General features: G+C 37.4%; 17 protein-coding genes and 2 pseudogenes. 14 read left to right on the top strand and 5 right to left on the bottom strand.

From position 1 onward, the window contains the following. The 14 genes and pseudogenes from HMPREF9018_RS10850 to HMPREF9018_RS10355 all read left to right on the top strand — a co-directional run. Positions 1-200, top strand: a pseudogene (locus tag HMPREF9018_RS10850) (plasmid mobilization protein); the annotation flags it as partial. Then, on the top strand, positions 184-1,248 hold the full coding sequence (locus HMPREF9018_RS10415; protein WP_008451388.1) for a relaxase/mobilization nuclease domain-containing protein: 1,065 nt from the start codon (positions 184-186) through the stop codon (positions 1,246-1,248). The pseudogene HMPREF9018_RS10850 and the gene HMPREF9018_RS10415, both read left to right, overlap by 17 nt. Positions 1,249-1,948: 700 nt before the next feature. Next, complete coding sequence (gene pfkA / locus HMPREF9018_RS10410) at positions 1,949-2,926, top strand: 6-phosphofructokinase (RefSeq protein ID WP_008451419.1); 978 nt, start codon at positions 1,949-1,951, stop codon at positions 2,924-2,926. Positions 2,927-2,978: 52 nt separating this feature from the next. Beyond that, positions 2,979-4,505: a F0F1 ATP synthase subunit beta gene (gene atpD, locus HMPREF9018_RS10405; protein ID WP_008451393.1), complete on the top strand. Its 1,527-nt coding sequence runs from the start codon at positions 2,979-2,981 to the stop codon at positions 4,503-4,505. 34 nt (positions 4,506-4,539) lie between these two features. Next, on the top strand, positions 4,540-4,779 hold the full coding sequence (locus HMPREF9018_RS10400; RefSeq protein WP_008451389.1) for a FoF1 ATP synthase subunit delta/epsilon: 240 nt from the start codon (positions 4,540-4,542) through the stop codon (positions 4,777-4,779). A gap of 47 nt (positions 4,780-4,826) precedes the next feature. Continuing rightward, positions 4,827-5,240: a hypothetical protein gene (locus tag HMPREF9018_RS10395; RefSeq protein ID WP_008451401.1), complete on the top strand. Its 414-nt coding sequence runs from the start codon at positions 4,827-4,829 to the stop codon at positions 5,238-5,240. A 2-nt stretch (positions 5,241-5,242) separates the two neighbouring features. Continuing rightward, entirely contained in the window at positions 5,243-6,361 is a 1,119-nt protein-coding gene (gene atpB / locus HMPREF9018_RS10390) for a F0F1 ATP synthase subunit A (RefSeq protein ID WP_008451417.1), read from the top strand. A 53-nt stretch (positions 6,362-6,414) separates the two neighbouring features. Further along, on the top strand, positions 6,415-6,657 hold the full coding sequence (gene atpE, locus HMPREF9018_RS10385; protein WP_008451413.1) for an ATP synthase F0 subunit C: 243 nt from the start codon (positions 6,415-6,417) through the stop codon (positions 6,655-6,657). 59 nt (positions 6,658-6,716) lie between these two features. Next, positions 6,717-7,226 carry a F0F1 ATP synthase subunit B gene (atpF, locus tag HMPREF9018_RS10380; RefSeq protein WP_008451406.1) on the top strand — a complete coding sequence of 170 codons (510 nt, stop codon included), beginning with the start codon at positions 6,717-6,719 and terminating at the stop codon, positions 7,224-7,226. Positions 7,227-7,232: 6 nt separating this feature from the next. Then, a complete protein-coding gene (locus HMPREF9018_RS10375; protein WP_008451411.1) occupies positions 7,233-7,772 on the top strand; it encodes a F0F1 ATP synthase subunit delta in 540 nt (179 codons plus the stop codon). A gap of 7 nt (positions 7,773-7,779) precedes the next feature. Then, positions 7,780-9,363 carry a F0F1 ATP synthase subunit alpha gene (gene atpA / locus HMPREF9018_RS10370; protein ID WP_008451409.1) on the top strand — a complete coding sequence of 528 codons (1,584 nt, stop codon included), beginning with the start codon at positions 7,780-7,782 and terminating at the stop codon, positions 9,361-9,363. 13 nt (positions 9,364-9,376) lie between these two features. Next, positions 9,377-10,312, top strand: a complete 936-nt coding sequence (locus HMPREF9018_RS10365) for a F0F1 ATP synthase subunit gamma (RefSeq protein WP_008451415.1) — start codon at positions 9,377-9,379, stop codon at positions 10,310-10,312. 279 nt (positions 10,313-10,591) lie between these two features. Beyond that, a pseudogene (locus tag HMPREF9018_RS10360) lies at positions 10,592-10,768 on the top strand (mobilization protein); the annotation flags it as partial. Between the two features lie 22 nt (positions 10,769-10,790). Beyond that, positions 10,791-11,450, top strand: coding sequence for a hypothetical protein (locus tag HMPREF9018_RS10355; protein ID WP_008451399.1), 660 nt, complete (start codon positions 10,791-10,793; stop codon positions 11,448-11,450). A gap of 52 nt (positions 11,451-11,502) precedes the next feature. Here the strand turns inward: HMPREF9018_RS10355 and HMPREF9018_RS10350 are convergent, their stop codons facing one another. Genes HMPREF9018_RS10350 through HMPREF9018_RS10330 form a run of 5 tightly spaced genes read right to left on the bottom strand, consistent with a single transcriptional unit; the run spans position 11,503 to position 16,553 of the window. Next, positions 11,503-12,069, bottom strand: coding sequence for a metallophosphatase domain-containing protein (locus HMPREF9018_RS10350; RefSeq protein WP_008451403.1), 567 nt, complete (start codon positions 12,067-12,069; stop codon positions 11,503-11,505). Positions 12,070-12,078: 9 nt separating this feature from the next. Continuing rightward, a complete protein-coding gene (locus HMPREF9018_RS10345) occupies positions 12,079-12,816 on the bottom strand; it encodes a hypothetical protein (RefSeq protein WP_008451404.1) in 738 nt (245 codons plus the stop codon). Positions 12,817-12,834: 18 nt separating this feature from the next. Then, positions 12,835-13,962: a PDDEXK-like family protein gene (locus tag HMPREF9018_RS10340; RefSeq protein WP_008451396.1), complete on the bottom strand. Its 1,128-nt coding sequence runs from the start codon at positions 13,960-13,962 to the stop codon at positions 12,835-12,837. Positions 13,963-13,974: 12 nt separating this feature from the next. Next, positions 13,975-15,255, bottom strand: a complete 1,281-nt coding sequence (locus tag HMPREF9018_RS10335; RefSeq protein ID WP_008451407.1) for a PDDEXK nuclease domain-containing protein — start codon at positions 15,253-15,255, stop codon at positions 13,975-13,977. An 11-nt stretch (positions 15,256-15,266) separates the two neighbouring features. Then, a complete protein-coding gene (locus tag HMPREF9018_RS10330) occupies positions 15,267-16,553 on the bottom strand; it encodes a site-specific integrase (protein WP_008451391.1) in 1,287 nt (428 codons plus the stop codon). Positions 16,554-16,854 lie beyond the last annotated feature (301 nt).

Raw genomic sequence — 16,854 nt, 5'->3', positions numbered from 1 at the left:
TCGTACTCCACCGAACGGGAATGTACTACGCACAGGTTTCCAACCTCATCAAGATAAAGGACGAATCATGGGTGCCGATAACCAAGAACCTTTCGATATGTGCCAAAGAAGCATTTAAGCGTTTTTTCGACCCTCACTTCCGCATTGGTGACGATATATATAAGGTCTTAAATCTGCCGAGATATGATAGGAAAGTGTAAGGCGATAGTGCACGGAAGTACGGCATTGGACTATATCTTCAGAGAGGGCAAGCTGGGTAATCGGCTTGCCTTCCATAACCTTTGTAGCAGAGAATCAAAAGCTATTTACGAGGAAATGAAGTTGGTCAGCGATTACAATACCAGATGCAGGAACAAATTTCTGCGCATCGAAATCGGCATTGCACCACAGGACGAGAAGAAACTATCAGTTTCTGAACTTACCCAAATAGCCCATCTGTTTGCCAAGAAAATGGGACTTGACAACCATCAGTGGGTGGCAGTAACGCACAAGGATACAGACAACAGGCATATCCACATTATCGCCAATCGCATCAGCCTATACGGAGAAGTTTATGATACCACCTTTGTGAGCAACAGGGCAGCGAGGGTGGCGGAGGACATCAGCAGGGAGAAAGGCTTAACCATTGCAAAGGAAGTCAAAATCAAAAGGAAACATCAGAAAGCAAAAGCCAATCCCACAAGAGAGGAAACAAAGAGAGAACTACAAAGAATATGCTATGCCCTACTTGAAAAGTACAAAAGTACAGGTATCACAGGACATTCTATGTTCCTCTATGAACAGAACAAGCACGGAGTAACCATAGATCGTATGAAGAACAAGCAGAGCAAGGTCTATGGCTTGAAGTTCTCATACGGAGAATATGCGTTCAAGGCATCGGAGGTCGGCAGGGAATTTGGCTACCGTTCTTTGCAAAAGAAAATCGAGACAGGTAAGAAAGCCGATACGAATATATCTGACCAAGTAATACGCAAATCGTCAAAGCATACAGATACTAAGGATGCTGGCTATCAACTCGTACCCCCAAGCCGTTCATACAGTCCACCACCAACTAAGGAAACGCCAAAAATCGCACAAACTATAAGAGATATGGCAGATGCAGCCATCAGCACAACCGATGATTTGGTGGAGGAAGTAGGCGGAATGATTACGCCAACGACACATGGCGATGACTATGCCGAGACAGCATGGCAGCGCAAGCTCAGAAACCAAGCTAACAGAAAGAAGAAGCGAGGGAGAGGATTATAGCAACTCCAACAGCAACAATCCAAAATGCAGATATGTGAATATTTCTTTGAAAACGCTTGTTATTCGGTAACAAAGTATTATCTTTGCAAACAGAATAACAAGCGTTCTTTGTTAGGCAGAAAACAGCGACACCAAGTAGTTCGCTCGTTTCCAAATCGTTACCTATTCAGTTTAACAAACAAGGTAACTTGTTTATTTCCAATTAGTTGTATTTTAGAAATCATCTTAGATTGTGAAAATCATATTTTTTTTTAAAAGATAATAGCTTATATGGTTAGAAGATATTTATATATCACAAATTATAATAATCTGTCTGTAGGTTGTTTGTTATTATAATCTAACTTAGAAGGAAAAGTGTAGTTGTTGTTTATTAGCTTTGTTGTATTGTATATAATATTATTTTTTAACAATTTTGCAATGATAAAGGTTTTAGCTTATGCTTTTGCTGAGTAAGAATGATATCGAAGTATTAAATAAGTTTAATATAAAAGATAGTATAGTTATTTTAATTATATAGTAGTATGTATTAATAACTTTCTATAAAGAGGACATTTAAATGTTTTTTTTCTTTGTAAAAGAAATTAATTTATAGCGTTAAAGTTAGATAATTTTTTATAGTTTTTGGTGTATAACCACGTTTTATTTTATTATCTTTGTATGTGGATTTCGATAACTTATAGACTTAAAGAAGATATATCAAATGGCTAAAATCAAAACTATTGGTGTGCTTACTTCTGGAGGAGATGCTCCGGGTATGAATGCAGCTATTAGAGCTGTTACTCGTGCTGGTATTTATAACGGTTTTACTATCAAAGGTATTTATCGTGGTTACGATGGTTTGATAGCAGGCGATATAAAAACATTTACAACAGAAAACGTAAGTGGAATTATCGGGCAAGGCGGTACAATATTAAAGACGGCACGTTCTAAAGCTTTTGAAACGCCAGAAGGAAGGGCAAAGGCTTATGAAACAATACAGAAAGAAAATATTGATGCTCTTATTGTAATAGGTGGGAATGGTTCACTTACAGGAGCAATGATTTTTGCTCGGGAATATGATATATGTTGTATAGGTTTGCCTGGTACAATTGATAATGATTTGTTTGGTACAGATAACACTATAGGTTATGATACAACAATGAATACGATTATGGAGTGTGTGGATAGAATAAGAGATACAGCACAAAGCCATGAGCGTATTTTTTTTGTAGAAGTTATGGGTCGTGATGCAGGCTTTTTAGCTCAAAATTCGGCTATAGCCAGTGGGGCAGAGGCTGCAATTATCCCAGAGGACTCTACAGATGTAGACCAGTTGGCTCGTTTTATGCAACGTGGAATACGTAAATCAAAAAAGAGTTGTATAGTGATAGTTTCAGAAAGTCCAAAGTGTGGTGCTATGTTTTATGCAGATCGTGTGCGTAAGGAGTTTCCTGATTATGATGTGCGAGTATCTATTTTAGGGCATTTGCAGCGTGGAGGTAGGCCTTCTGCGCGCGATAGGATATTAGCCGGGCGGACAGGTGTAGGAGCGATAGAAGCTATTTTGCAAGGTCAGAGAAATATTATGATAGGTGATAGAAATAATGAGCTTGTTTATGTTCCTTTGTCTGAAGCTATTAGAAAGGATAAGCCTTTTGATAAAAAATTAATTAAAGTTTTAGATGAATTAAGCATTTAATAATGTTAGATTCGAATTTTGTTAGAATATTAAAAATAAAAAATAAGATATTATGTCACAAATAATCGGACGTATTTCACAGATCATTGGTCCTGTTATCGATGTTTATTTTGACACTCAAGGTGAAGAGCCTGAAAAGGTATTACCTCGAATCAATGATGCTTTACGTGTAAAGAGGTCAAATAAAGAAGATCTTATAATTGAGGTACAGCAGCATATAGGCGAGGATACTGTACGTTGTGTTGCAATGGATAATACAGACGGTCTGCAACGAGATTTAGAGGTCGTACCAACAGGTTCGCCTATAGTAATGCCTTCTGGTGATCAGATTAAAGGAAGGATGTTAAATGTTATAGGTCAGCCTATTGATGGTATGGAAGCTTTAAGTATGGAAGGTGCTTATCCTATTCATCGTGAAGCTCCAAAATTTGAAGAGCTTTCTACGAGGAAAGAGATATTATCTACAGGCATAAAGGTTATTGATTTATTGGAACCTTACATGAAAGGTGGTAAGATAGGCTTATTTGGTGGTGCTGGTGTAGGTAAAACAGTACTTATTATGGAGCTTATCAACAATATTGCTAAAGGGCATAATGGTTATTCTGTGTTTGCTGGTGTAGGTGAGCGTACTCGTGAAGGAAACGACTTGATTCGAGATATGTTAGAGTCGGGTGTTATTAAGTATGGTGAGAAGTTTCATGAGGCAATGCAAAAAGGCTTATGGGATTTGTCTTTGATAGATAAGGAAGAGTTAAAGAAATCGCAGGCTACATTAGTATATGGTCAGATGAATGAACCTCCTGGGGCTCGTGCTTCTGTAGCTTTGTCAGGCCTTACAGTGGCAGAGGAGTTTCGTGATCATGGCGGCAAAGATGGAGAAGCTGCTGATATCATGTTTTTTATTGATAATATATTCCGTTTTACTCAGGCTGGTTCAGAGGTTTCAGCGTTGTTAGGTCGTATGCCTTCAGCTGTTGGTTATCAGCCAACATTAGCAAGTGAAATGGGAGCTATGCAAGAGCGAATAACATCTACGAAAAATGGATCTATTACTTCAGTACAGGCTGTTTATGTTCCTGCCGACGACTTAACTGACCCTGCTCCTGCTACAACTTTCTCTCACCTTGATGCTACTACTGTATTGGATCGTAAAATAGCAGAGCTTGGAATTTATCCAGCAGTAGATCCATTGGCAAGTACTTCACGTATTCTTGATCCATTAATAGTAGGTAAAGAACATTATGAGTGTGCTCAGCGTGTAAAAGAGACTTTACAGCATTATAATGAGCTTCAAGATATTATAGCTATTTTAGGTATGGATGAGTTGTCTGATGAAGATAAGCTCGTTGTAAATCGTGCGCGTCGTGTACAACGTTTTCTCTCTCAGCCTTTTACTGTGGCAGAACAGTTTACAGGTATTAAGGGAGTAATGGTGCCTATTGAAGAAACTATAAAGGGCTTTAATGCTATACTTGATGGCGAGGTAGACGATCTTCCTGAGCAAGCTTTCTTAAATGTTGGAACAATAGAAGAAGTAAAAGAAAAGGCTAAAAAGTTGCTGGCTGCAGCACAAGGCTAATTTTTACATAAGACAAAATAAAAAAGCTTTAGATATGCTAACACTCAAAATTATTTCGCCAGAGCATATAGTATTCAATGGATTAATTGATCGCATTTTAGTGCCAGGTGAGAAAGGAGACTTTGAGATTTTAACAAATCATGCTCCAATTATTTCTACTTTAGTAGGAGGAAAAGTGGTTTATACTGTAAATGGTGAACAACAAGAGTTGGATATTCATGGTGGTTTTGTCGAAGTTCAAAAGAATGAAGTCAATTTATGTGTTGATATTTAAAGATGTGTTTTAAGGGCATCAAAAGATAGACAGTAAAGAAGGGTAGAATGGAAACAGATAAAATAGCATCTACATATCGTAAAAAGAATTTCTGGATTATTGCGGGAATAACACTAGTTATCCTTCTATTAGTCCTAATTATCAAAAAGGAGTCTTTATATGGTATAGTTGTTTTTAATTCTGTCTTTGCGCTGTTTTTAAGTGGCACTTATATACAGATATGGAAGTTTATAGCAAAGCAGTTCCCTGCACGGCTTAGTCATTTTTATTTAGCAGCATCGGCTATAAGGTTACTTCTTACCTTTATAGTGGCTGTAATAGGAATAATGTTACTAGCAAAAGTAAAATTTGAGTTAATCAGTTTCTTGTTAATACTTTCAGTTTATTATATCTCCATATTAGTGTATGATACAATGTTCTTTTTCTTCTATGAAAAAAATAACAGATTAAATAATAAATAAGGATGAAATTATTCAGGCAATACCTCTGTTTAATATTACTACTTTTAGCAAGCTGCCAATTGTTTGCTAAAGATATGTCCAAGAAATCACAGGTGGATGTAAAAGAAATATTGTGGGGTCATGTAAAAGATTCTTATGATTGGCATATTACAGATATAGGTTCTGGCAAACACAAAACTTCATTAGTAGTCCATTTACCTATTATAGTAAGGACTACAACAGGGTGGCATGTGTTTAGTAGTTCTGAGTTTTCAGAGGCAGAGCGTCCTAATGAGGATAGAGTGGGTCCATATAATTTGGTAATTAAGAATAGTAATGATGCCGCTAATCCTAATAAGATTGTAGAGAAGGTAGGTAAAAGTGAGGTTAGGCCTTGGGATTTTTCTATAACAAAAACAGTTTGCATATTATTTATAAATGCAATAATCTTATTACTTGTTATCTTAATTCCTGCAAGATGGTGTAAAAAGCATAAGATGGACGATCCTGCACCTAAAGGATTTACAGGTTTGATACACATGTTTGTTCAGAATATTTATGAGGAGGTCATTGTAGCATGTATGGGTAAAGAGGCTAAAAAATATGCTTCTTGGTTACTTACTTGTTTCTTCTTTATATTTGTATCTAATTTGATGGGTATAGTACCATTCCCTCCTGGTGGAGGAAATTTAACGGGTAATATTACTTGCACATTCTTTCTTGGAGTAACAACATTTCTAATAACTAATTTTACAGGTTCAAAGGAATATTGGAAAGAGATTTTTTGGCCAGATGTTCCAACATGGCTTAAGGTGCCTGTTCCTTTGATGCCTTTCATTGAGTTATTTGGTATATTTACCAAGCCGTTGGCTTTGATAGTTCGTTTATTTGCAAATATGTTAGCAGGTCATGCTATAGCTTTAGCTTTTGCTGCAATTATTTTCATTATGTTTGGTATAGCTAATAATGCTATAGTAAATTGGTTAGCAGGTAGCGGAATGTCAGTCGTAAGTGTTGCTATGAGTGTGTTTATGATGTTGTTAGAGTTGTTAGTAAGTTATATTCAAGCACTTGTATTTACTATGCTTAGTGCTGTGTTTATTTCATTGGCACATGTAAAGCCACATCATCATGAATCTTAAAAAAGGAATAAAATAAAACAGAATATTAATAAAACAATTAAAATTTAAAAACTATGTTATCATTATTATTAGCAGATGTTGCCTTAGCAAAGTTTGGAGCAGCTATTGGCGCAGGTTTAGCAGCTATTGGTGCAGGTATTGGAATTGGTAGAATTGGTGGTGATGCAATGGAAGCAATGTCGCGTCAGCCAGAAAAGATTGGCGATCTTCGTTCTTCTATGATTATTGCCGCAGCACTTGTTGAAGGTGTAGCCTTCTTTGCAGTAATTGTAGCCATTTTGGCAATAGTATTGTAAAAAGGTTTATTTATTTTAGAAAGATTGAAAATTAAAACAGAAAGGACAAAAGACAGCGTATGGATTTATTAATTCCTAGTATTGGTCTGCTTTTTTGGATGACTCTCGTCTTCTTAATAGTTTTCTTTATCTTGAAGAAATGGGGATTCCCTGTTATATTAAAGATGGCAAACGATCGTAAGGAGTATATTGACGGGAGTCTTCGTAAAGCTCAAGAAGCTAATGAGAAGCTCGCCAATATACAAAAAGAAAGTGAATCCATTTTGCAAGAAGCTCGTGAGAAGCAAGCCTTAATATTAAAGGAAGCTACAGCTACTCGTGAGGCAATTGTAAGTCAGGCGCATGATAAAGCTCGTCAGGAGGCTTCTCGATTGATATCAGATGCTAAGATTGTAATTGAAAATGAAAAGCAGAAAGCTCTTCGAGATATTCGTAATCAAATGGCAGAATTAAGTATCAATATTTCAGAGAAAATTCTCCGCAATAAGTTATCAAGCTCTGAGGTACAGATGGATTACATTAATCGTTTGCTGGATAATGTTTCTTCTTCAAATAATAAAAGTAACTAACATCTTATGGATTTAGGCATTATATCGGTTCGTTATGCACGTGCGCTTTTAAAGAGTGCTACACAAATAGGGATCGAAAATCAGATCTATAATGAGGCGCAGAGAATATCTGAAAGTTATGTTCAGGTATTAAATCTGCGTAGTACTATAGAGAATCCTATGCTTTCAAAAGATACAAAGCTACATTTATTAATTACAGCAAGTGGTGGAAAAGGTATTTCAGACTTGATGCTTAATTTCTTAAAAGTAGTTCTTAAAGAGGGTAGGGAGGCAATCCTACAGTTCATGGCGATGTCTTACATAACGCTTTATAGAAAGCAGAAGAGGATTATTCGTGGGAAATTGACCACTGCAGCTCCTGTTACTCCATGTATTAAGTCAAAGATGCAGAAGGTTGTAGAGGCAAAGACACAAGGGACTGTAGAATTTATAACAGAAGTAGATCCCGATATTATTGGAGGTTTTATTTTGGAGTATGATACCTACAAGATGGATGCTAGTGTCAAATCGAAGTTGAGGAGTTTTCTTTCTCAGTTAAAAAAGTAATTAGAAAATGTCAGATAAAATAAGACCAAGTGAGGTGTCTGAAGTTCTCTTAAAAGAGATTCAAGGCATCAACTCTGAAGAAAAGTTTGATGAGGTCGGTACCGTATTGACTGTAAGCGATGGTGTTGCTCGTATATATGGGCTTCGAAACGCAGAAGCTAACGAGTTGTTAGAGTTTGAGAATGGTACTATGGCTATCGTGATGAATTTGGAGGAGGACAATGTTGGTTGTATTCTTTTAGGTCCAACCACGGGTATAAAGGAGGGGCAAAGTGTAAAGCGAACACATCGTATAGCTTCTATTCGTGTTAATGACAATTTCTTGGGTCGTGTAGTTAATCCTTTAGGTGAGGCTATTGATGGTAAAGGCGAACTTGATCTTACCAATTCCTTTGAAATGCCATTAGACAGAAAAGCTCCTGGTGTTATTTATCGTCAGCCTGTAAAAGAACCACTCCAAACAGGAATAAAGGCTGTTGATTCTATGATTCCTATAGGTAGAGGTCAGCGAGAGTTAATAATAGGTGATCGTCAAACAGGTAAAACAGCTGTTGCTATTGACACTATTATTAATCAGAAGAGCTTTTACGAGGAAGGTAATCCCGTTTATTGTATATATGTTGCTATTGGTCAAAAAGCTTCTACTGTAGCTGCTTTAGTGCAAACTTTAAGCGATCATGGTGCTTTGCCATATACTATAGTAGTTAGTGCAACTGCAGCTGATCCTGCAGCAATGCAATATTATGCACCTTTTGCAGGGGCTGCTATTGGTGAATATTTTCGTGATAGAGGTTTATCAGCATTGGTTGTTTATGATGACTTATCTAAGCAAGCTGTTGCATATCGTGAGGTTTCTTTAATACTACGTCGTCCTTCTGGTCGTGAGGCTTATCCTGGTGATGTGTTCTACCTTCATTCTCGTTTATTGGAGCGTGCTGCACGTATTAATAATGAGCAGGAAATAGCAGAGAAGATGAACGATTTGCCAGAGTCTTTGAAAGGTCACGTTCGTGGAGGAGGCTCACTTACAGCACTTCCTATTATCGAAACTCAAGCAGGTGATGTATCTGCATATATCCCTACTAATGTTATATCTATTACAGATGGGCAGATTTATCTAGAGTCTCACCTCTTTAATCAAGGATTTCGTCCTGCTATTAATGTCGGAATTTCAGTATCTCGTGTTGGTGGGTCTGCACAGATAAAGAGTATGAAGAAGGTTGCAGGTACGTTGAAGATAGATATGGCTCAGTATAGAGAGTTAGAGACTTTCTCTAAGTTTTCTTCTGATATGGATAATGTAACAGCTATGACTTTGGATAGGGGACGTAAAAACAATCAGTTGCTTATACAGTCTCAATATTCACCAATGCCTGTAGGGGAACAAGTAGCCATACTTTATTGTGGTGTGCATGGTTTGATGCGTGAAGTCCCTGTAGATAAAGTAAGAGAATGTCAGGATTTATTTTTAGAAAGTATGCGTTCTAATCATACTGATATTATTAATACTCTTGCTTCAGGTGTTTTGACTGATGATATTACTAAAGTGATAGAGAGTGTAATGGCTAATATAGCTGGGCAATTTAAATAGAAAGGTTAGATAGATGCCATCATTAAAGGAAATAAAAACTCGAATAGCCAGTGTAAATAGCACGCGTAAAATTACAAGTGCTATGAAGATGGTGGCTTCTAGTAAGCTTCATCGTTCGCAATCGGCTATAGAGAGTATGCTTCCTTACGAAGGAATGCTAGAGCATATTTTAAGATCATTCTTAGAGGCGACTCCTGAAATTGAAACGCCATATAACCAGGAGCGTCCAATAAAGCGTGTGGCCCTTATTGTCTATTCTTCCAGTAGTTCGCTTTGTGGCGGATTTAATACCAATATTATTAAGGCTATGCATAATGCTGTTAGGTCTTATAATGAAAAAGGATTTAGCAATAAAGATATAGTTATTTACACTATAGGTCGCAAGGTTTATGAAAAAGCTAAGAAAATGGGCTATACTGTTGTCAATCTTTATTCAGATTTAGCAGAAAAGCCTAGTCTTGAGAGAGCTCGACAGTTATCTACAGAAGTTTGTCAAAAGTGGATAGAAGGAGATTTTGATAAAGTGGAGCTTATTTATCATCATTTTAAGAGTGCAGGAACGCAAATACTAACTCGTAAGACATTCTTACCAATAGAAATTAATCTTAATAATGGTAATGATAAGAACAATGGTTCTGTTTCTTTGGAGAAATCTTCTGATAATGAGGAACAGTCTTTAAAAGATTTGTCAAAAGACTACTTTTTAGTGGAGCCAGATATAAAAACAGTATTAAACACCTTGATTCCACGTTTATTAGATAATATGATATATACAGCAAGTTTAGATAGTAATGCCTCAGAGCATGCTGCGCGTATGGTAGCCATGCAAACAGCTACTGATAATGCAGATGAATTGTTACGTACACTTAATTTGCAATATAATAAATCAAGACAAGCATCAATTACTTCTGAACTTCTTGATATTATGGGGGGTTCGGTAAATAATTAATTTTTTGTATATGTATTAAATCTAATAGAAGAATTAGCTAATATAGTGGAAAGTTGATTAAAAAGTCCCATTTCTTATTTGTTTTATAGAGATGGGATTTTTTTATACTTATTTAGTGTATTGTTTTATCCCAAATTATTGCTGTCCGGTAAAACTTTTTCAAACAAAATAAATTAGGGCTGACACATCTCACGAGGTATCAGCCCTTTTGGTTATCTTTGTTTTCTCAATATAATAAATATAACCATGAGCAAAGATAGTCATTTTACCGGACAGCAATATCTACAAAATGAGCCTATGGCAGATTCTGTAGATGAAAGCAATTTCATTACCGACCTATCCGAAGCTATTAGTGAAGTGTCTTCTATGCCAACACCAAGTAGTGGCGTAGACGTTGATGAACTCCGATTCCAAAAGAAACTTCGCAACAGAGCCAACCGCAAACGTAGAATTTAATTATCAAAAAATATATCAGTGTATGAACAATGAAACGGCACCAATCCTCGACATTATCGAAGAACTCAAACAAGAATGCAAATTCATCAGTAAGGCGCAAGCAGAACTACGCACCACGCTTGCAGAACAGCCTGCCAACTCAACAGCAGCGCGCACTACAACGCAAGAAACCGTGCAAATTCATCTTTCCAAAGAGACGCAAGCCAAAATCAAGGAGCATCAACTTTTTGTTTTAGAGGCACTCTCGCAGTCGAGCAAGAAACTCGACCCGAAGTTTGAAGCCTTGCAGCAACTCATCATAGAGCAACAAAAGCCTGTAGAGTACAAGAACTACTCGCTCTTTGCCAGCGTGCAATTAGCTGAGCGCATACTACTTGGATTGGTTTGTGGATTGGTCATGGTGAGTTGCTGGTTCTTTGCTATGGGAGCCAACAAGCTACAAACAGCCTCCGATTACGACCTACGTTACCGCTACCTGCGTATGCAAGGCAAAGCCACTGCCTCTGACTTCATTCATCTCGACAGCCTCTTTAGCACACATCGCAATTCCCAAGCCATTCAGCAGATGCAACAAAAGGTTGTCGATTACGAGCAAGCCCTGCAACGACAAGCTGAATTGTTGTTGCAACAGAATAAAATTAAGCAAGAGCAAAGAGAACTAAAGAAGTATTTGAAGAAATAGCAAACGTTTTAAGAAAATATTTAGTATTGTTAGAATACACATTAACTATCAGTTAAACCTTATGCAACAAAGGAGCGTTACACAACTGATAATGGTCGTTAAGGACGGCACCGTTTGAAAAGGTAGTCGTTCCTTGTTGTTCCGTGCCGTATGCGTCATGGGCGTGACCAAAAAGATGGAATTTGGGTTTTACTTCCAATACCTTATTTCTCAAAGATAGATTCCCCCAATGTATTCCGTTGGATTCGTCCAGTATCATCGCAGGTGGTTCGTGTGTAATAAGTACGTCTGCACCATGCGGTATGATGCTCTCTTGATGATTGTATGCCAAACCAAAGAATCTCACACCCTCGATTTCACAGCCTCTGTCTTGCAAGAAATGAATATTATTGGGCAAGTCTTCTATGTTTTCAGCTTCCCATAAACATAGATCGTGATTGCCTGTGACAAAAATCTTATGACGGTAGGGTTGTTCGATTAACCAGTTCAGGAAGTTGAGTGCCTCCTCTTCTGTACCCATATCAGTAAAGTCGCCACAATGCACCAAAACATCAGCTGTTGGTAAATTGGTCAGCAGCCGATGTCGATTGTGGGTATCTGAGATTTGAAGTATTGTCATATTAGGGCGCTATGGGTTATCGGTATACCATACAGGAGCTTTATCAAAACCTACAATATACTCTGTATGATGCTGACCACATTTAGGAGTAATTTGCCATTTGACTTCTACATTCTCTGGAAGTTGTTCAAAGAAAGAAGCCAATACCTTCATATCCTCCCTTAGCATATTTTCTTCTAAGCTTTGCAATTCTAATCCAAGCATTATAGTTCTAATATTATCACTATGTGATATGGGGGATATTGGGTAAATAGCCTGATCTAACGACGGAGCTGTTCCAGAAGTAATATAAGTTGCCAAACGAGCACACGTCCTAAAATCATTAAAGTCCATACTTATGATTCCTTTCGTTTCCATGAAATTATGGAAAAACATCAAAAAGTGAAGAATATTATCTTGCAAAGTATAATAGTGTGAGGTAAAAATATTGTAGAAATTCCACCTGTCCTTGAAAACTTTATACTGCGAAGTAGGGTGTAGGTCTAAAACAAAAATGCTACCAACTAAACTATTATACTGTTTAATAAAAGCATCTATTTCAGACATATATACTTCTGCATTGTCAGTAAAGACAAAAACAGCGAGGCATTCTAAAGGGCGTAAGTCATCTATATTATAAGTAACTATATCCTTATAAGGCTGCTGTAGACTACTCAGAAACTCTGTAGCTTTATCACCAAAACAATGATAAGCAACAAATTGTGGATATGATTGCCCAAAATCCAGAAGTTGATTCAATTCTTCCATTTATTTCTTTTCTAAATTTTAGATTTTGAAACAAGATTCTATTTCACTAATCTTGTTCTTTATCCACTTTAACACTTCTTCTTTTCCAATTGCAGGATATTGAGCTATATCATGCCAGTTGTTACCTTCGTTATCGGAAATCCAACTCCAACCATAAGGATAATTTTGGGTTGGTTCATCTGTAAAGCAATCTAATTTAGGTTGCAGCGCAATTGTCTTATCCTCCGAAGCAACTGCAATCCACACTTCTTTCCAATAATAGGCTTCGTCTGTTTTAATAACGATGAAATGAGATTTTTTGTCCTTTAAACTTTTCCATAAGGCTCCATTGTCATCTTGACGTTCTTTAAATCCAAGGTCTTTTAGAGGTTCAATTATATGGTCTTTTCTTAATTTATCTCCGATTTGTTCCTTTAATAGTAGCAATTCAGAAGTAACATCAATATTGTCAGATTTAATGGCTTCTTCAATAATACTTTGTTGATATTTTGTATCCATGTCTTGATGGGTAAGTTGTTTAATAATCGTGATATAATCTTCGACGGTGCTGTGAACAGGCTTTTGAGGTTGGGTCTTCACCAGCTTTTCTAACAGCTTTAGTATATCCTGTGCATAGGAAAGTTTGATAAAATTAAAATGTGCCCCTCCCAATGAACTGGCTGAAGGATCACTACCATATAAAGTAAGATAGACTAATTTGAAATTATTTTTCCCAAACGTTTTTACCCCATAGTTATGATATCGAAGCAGTTGATTAGGCTGGTCGCCTGCATAGATTTTATTTTCGATGATAACGGCATGTTCCCTATCTTCAAGAATAATATCTATACGGCCGCCAGTAGTTTCTGTTACTTCTCCTATGGGTCGTTCAACTATCTGCTCTTTACAATGTGTAATATAATCCTCTGGCAATCCCAAAGCTATAAGGAACAATTTGAGAAATTCATTTCCCAAACCATGGTTTGCCTTTGGATTGAGTAATGTTGCGAGTAAACGTGAATGCAAGCGTACTTCGTCAGAGCACATATTCAGCGCAGAAAACACATTAAAGCATTTTCCTTCCTCCTTTTCTTTCTTTAGCCTCTCTTGTTCAGCATGATGTAATGGTAATAACTGAGATAGTAATTCTTTGATGCTATTGGGCATAATATAAATGTTTCAGTTAGTTTCTTGCTCCACAATCTTGCTTAACTCTTTCTCAACCTCCTCCACCGTAGGCAAAGCAGATTTCAGATTATCAGGGATTGCTTTTGACAGTTGATAATCACTTACTCCAATTGGTTGTTCATAACCAGAGAGGGCATATTGTGCCACTACTTTATCACCACCATTGCAGAGGAGCAAGCCGATGGTCTTGTTGTCGTGCTCGCCACGTAGGGTGTCATCTACTACATTGATATAAAAGTTCAGTTGCCCCATGTATTCGGGCTTGAATGGCGTCGCTTTAAGTTCGATAACTACGTATGCGTGTAGTTGGATATTATAGAGGATAAGGTCGGCATAGAAATCAGAATCACCTACTTCAAAATGCTTCTGCTGTGCCACAAATGCAAAGCCACTGCCCATTTCCAAAAGATATTTGGTGATATGAGAAACCAATTGCTTTTCAATGTCTCGTTCTGCCATTTTATCTGTCTGTCCCATCATATCAAAGATATATGGGTCTTTCATCAGATAGTTGGCAAGGTCGCTTTGCGGTTTGGGTAATCGTGCCGAGAAGTTACTCACTTTCTTTGCGGTAATCTGCCGAGCAAAAAGGTTGGTTTCAATCTGCATTTGCAGAACATTACTGCTCCAACCATTGGCAACAGCCTGTGTAATATACCAAAAGCGTTCACCTAAAGGCAACTTGCTGTTAAGCAGAATTACATGGCTTGCCCAGTTGGTGCGAACAATGGCAGATTGCTTGAAGATATCCTCTATCTTACTAATGTCGCTGTGATAGATAGCCGACAGCATTTCAGAAATCTCTCCTAATTGCGCAACAGGTTCTTGCGTATTTATCTCTCCCTGAATACTTGCTGCTTGTATTTGCGCAAGAGGCTCTTGCGTAAATTGATTGAGTTCGTTTGTTAGTTGTAATATATTATCAACAGAAGGGCTATCAAGCAACTCTTCAACCTTACTCATTTCCGTTAGAATCTCCATAGGATATGCCTTTGCAAACTGACACATATAGACAAGGTTACGGGCAGAATATCCTTTCTTGTCAGGATATTGCGAACGTATAGCCTTGGATAGATTATCAATAACTTTGCTGCCCCAACCTTCTTTCTTTTGGAGGTAGAGAATAAAATGCCCCACTTTCCAATAATGGAAGAGCATATCAGCATTAGCCGAAGCAATCATGCGCACTTGGGTTTGCTCTAAATCAGAGCCAATAGCACGCACTATGGGCGAAAAATCCTGTTTGTCGGTGTTCTTTATATCATTGCTCATTGTGAAATCTATTATAATTGATTGAATTTACTCATAGCATTCGCTTTGATGTCGTCCGCAATGTCTATGTATGGTTTCATAGCCTTGTAATCGCTATGCCCAGTCCATTTCATAACTACTTGCGGAGGAATACCCAATGCAAGCGCATTACAGATGAACGTTCTACGACCAGCGTGTGTTCCAAGTAAGGCATATTTAGGTGTAACTTCGTCAATGCGTTCATTACCTCTATAATAAGTTTGACGTACAGGTTCGTCAATACCAGCCAATTCTGCCAACTCTTTAAGATAATCATTCATTTTCTGGTTAGTAATAACAGGCAACACCTTGTCATCTTCAAATGCCACATCCTTGTATTTATCAAGAATTGCTTTACTATGGTTGTTCAACTCAATAATCAGGCTATCAGAAGTCTTAACCGTTGTAACCTCAATGTGGTCTCCCTTTATATCACTTCTACGAAGATTAAACACATCGGAGTAGCGCAAGCCCGTGAAGCATTGGAAAAGAAATACATCACGCACTCTATCTAAAGCTTGCTTGGCAGCAGGTATTTCGAACTCTCGGAGTTTGTTCAGTTCCTCCCAAGTGAGGAAGATGATTTTCTTTTGTGTGCTTTTGAGTTTAGGTTTATAACTATCGTAAGCATTGTTCTGATGTACACCTTTCTTGAAAGCCCAGCGTAAAAACCACTTCAAGAAACTTAATTGCTTGCCTATAGTAGAATTGCGCATTTCCTTTACATCACGAAGATAGGTAACATAATCATTTAGACCTTTCTCATCAAAGAAATCAAATGTAAGTCCATCACGAAAGTTCATCAAATGATTTTTCACAGCAGCAAACTTCTCGTAAGTAGAATCAGTCCAATCATTCTGTCGTCCACAATCTCTTACAAACTCATCGAAGACCTTGTAGAAAGCATTAGGTGTTGATTTTCTTGGGGTTACTTCTTCTATAGGTTTGTGCAGCGCATTGAATGCTTCTTTAATTTGTTCAGGAGTTGGCATTATTTCTTCTACTTCAAACTTCTTGAAGATTTCCTGCACCTCTGTATAATAGCCCAAGAGTGAAGCATTGATTTCAGAAGCTGATTGTTTCAATTTGTTTGTGCACCCGTTTCTTACACGCTGCTTATCAGTATCCCATTTCGCAGCATCAATACGATAACCTGTTGTGAATTCAATTCGTTTGGAAGCAAAATTGACACGCATACGGATAGGTACATTCTCAACAATGAGTACTCCGTCCTTTTTCCTGCTTTCCAACGTGAAGATAATATTCCGCTTGATGTTCATACTTTGGGGTGTTTTAATTTATGCACCCAAATTTACACCCAAAAATTAATTCTACCAAAGATTTTCCATGAAATCTTATTTTATTAACATTCTACTTAAAGTACTATTATACAACAGATTGAGCGTTTATGATACTATTTGAAGGTTCAAGAGAAAGAGCCTCTCTCTCCGCAAATAGGCTTCAAAAGGACTTCACAAGGGTTGTCAATTTAGCCTTCAAAAATTAGCTAATCGTTGTAAAATCAAGGTTTTACAACGATTTTTCTTTGTATATACCTCTATCGCCTGACGGCATAACCCT

The sequence above is a fragment of the Prevotella amnii CRIS 21A-A genome (assembly GCF_000177355.1).
Classification (GTDB): Bacteria; Bacteroidota; Bacteroidia; order Bacteroidales; family Bacteroidaceae; genus Prevotella; species Prevotella amnii.
This window is presented reverse-complemented; position numbering and strand designations above follow the sequence as displayed.

Bases quoted from the DNA above. Each gene is read 5' to 3' on its own strand.
- HMPREF9018_RS10415 (WP_008451388.1), top strand. From the start codon at position 184: ATGATAGGAAAGTGTAAGGCGATAGTGCACGGAAGTACGGCATTGGAC.
- pfkA (WP_008451419.1), top strand. From the start codon at position 1,949: ATGGCTAAAATCAAAACTATTGGTGTGCTTACTTCTGGAGGAGATGCT.
- atpD (WP_008451393.1), top strand. From the start codon at position 2,979: ATGTCACAAATAATCGGACGTATTTCACAGATCATTGGTCCTGTTATC.
- HMPREF9018_RS10400 (WP_008451389.1), top strand. From the start codon at position 4,540: ATGCTAACACTCAAAATTATTTCGCCAGAGCATATAGTATTCAATGGA.
- HMPREF9018_RS10395 (WP_008451401.1), top strand. From the start codon at position 4,827: ATGGAAACAGATAAAATAGCATCTACATATCGTAAAAAGAATTTCTGG.
- atpB (WP_008451417.1), top strand. From the start codon at position 5,243: ATGAAATTATTCAGGCAATACCTCTGTTTAATATTACTACTTTTAGCA.
- atpE (WP_008451413.1), top strand. From the start codon at position 6,415: ATGTTATCATTATTATTAGCAGATGTTGCCTTAGCAAAGTTTGGAGCA.
- atpF (WP_008451406.1), top strand. From the start codon at position 6,717: ATGGATTTATTAATTCCTAGTATTGGTCTGCTTTTTTGGATGACTCTC.
- HMPREF9018_RS10375 (WP_008451411.1), top strand. From the start codon at position 7,233: ATGGATTTAGGCATTATATCGGTTCGTTATGCACGTGCGCTTTTAAAG.
- atpA (WP_008451409.1), top strand. From the start codon at position 7,780: ATGTCAGATAAAATAAGACCAAGTGAGGTGTCTGAAGTTCTCTTAAAA.
- HMPREF9018_RS10365 (WP_008451415.1), top strand. From the start codon at position 9,377: ATGCCATCATTAAAGGAAATAAAAACTCGAATAGCCAGTGTAAATAGC.
- HMPREF9018_RS10355 (WP_008451399.1), top strand. From the start codon at position 10,791: ATGAACAATGAAACGGCACCAATCCTCGACATTATCGAAGAACTCAAA.
- HMPREF9018_RS10350 (WP_008451403.1), bottom strand. From the start codon at position 12,069: ATGACAATACTTCAAATCTCAGATACCCACAATCGACATCGGCTGCTG.
- HMPREF9018_RS10345 (WP_008451404.1), bottom strand. From the start codon at position 12,816: ATGGAAGAATTGAATCAACTTCTGGATTTTGGGCAATCATATCCACAA.
- HMPREF9018_RS10340 (WP_008451396.1), bottom strand. From the start codon at position 13,962: ATGCCCAATAGCATCAAAGAATTACTATCTCAGTTATTACCATTACAT.
- HMPREF9018_RS10335 (WP_008451407.1), bottom strand. From the start codon at position 15,255: ATGAGCAATGATATAAAGAACACCGACAAACAGGATTTTTCGCCCATA.
- HMPREF9018_RS10330 (WP_008451391.1), bottom strand. From the start codon at position 16,553: ATGAACATCAAGCGGAATATTATCTTCACGTTGGAAAGCAGGAAAAAG.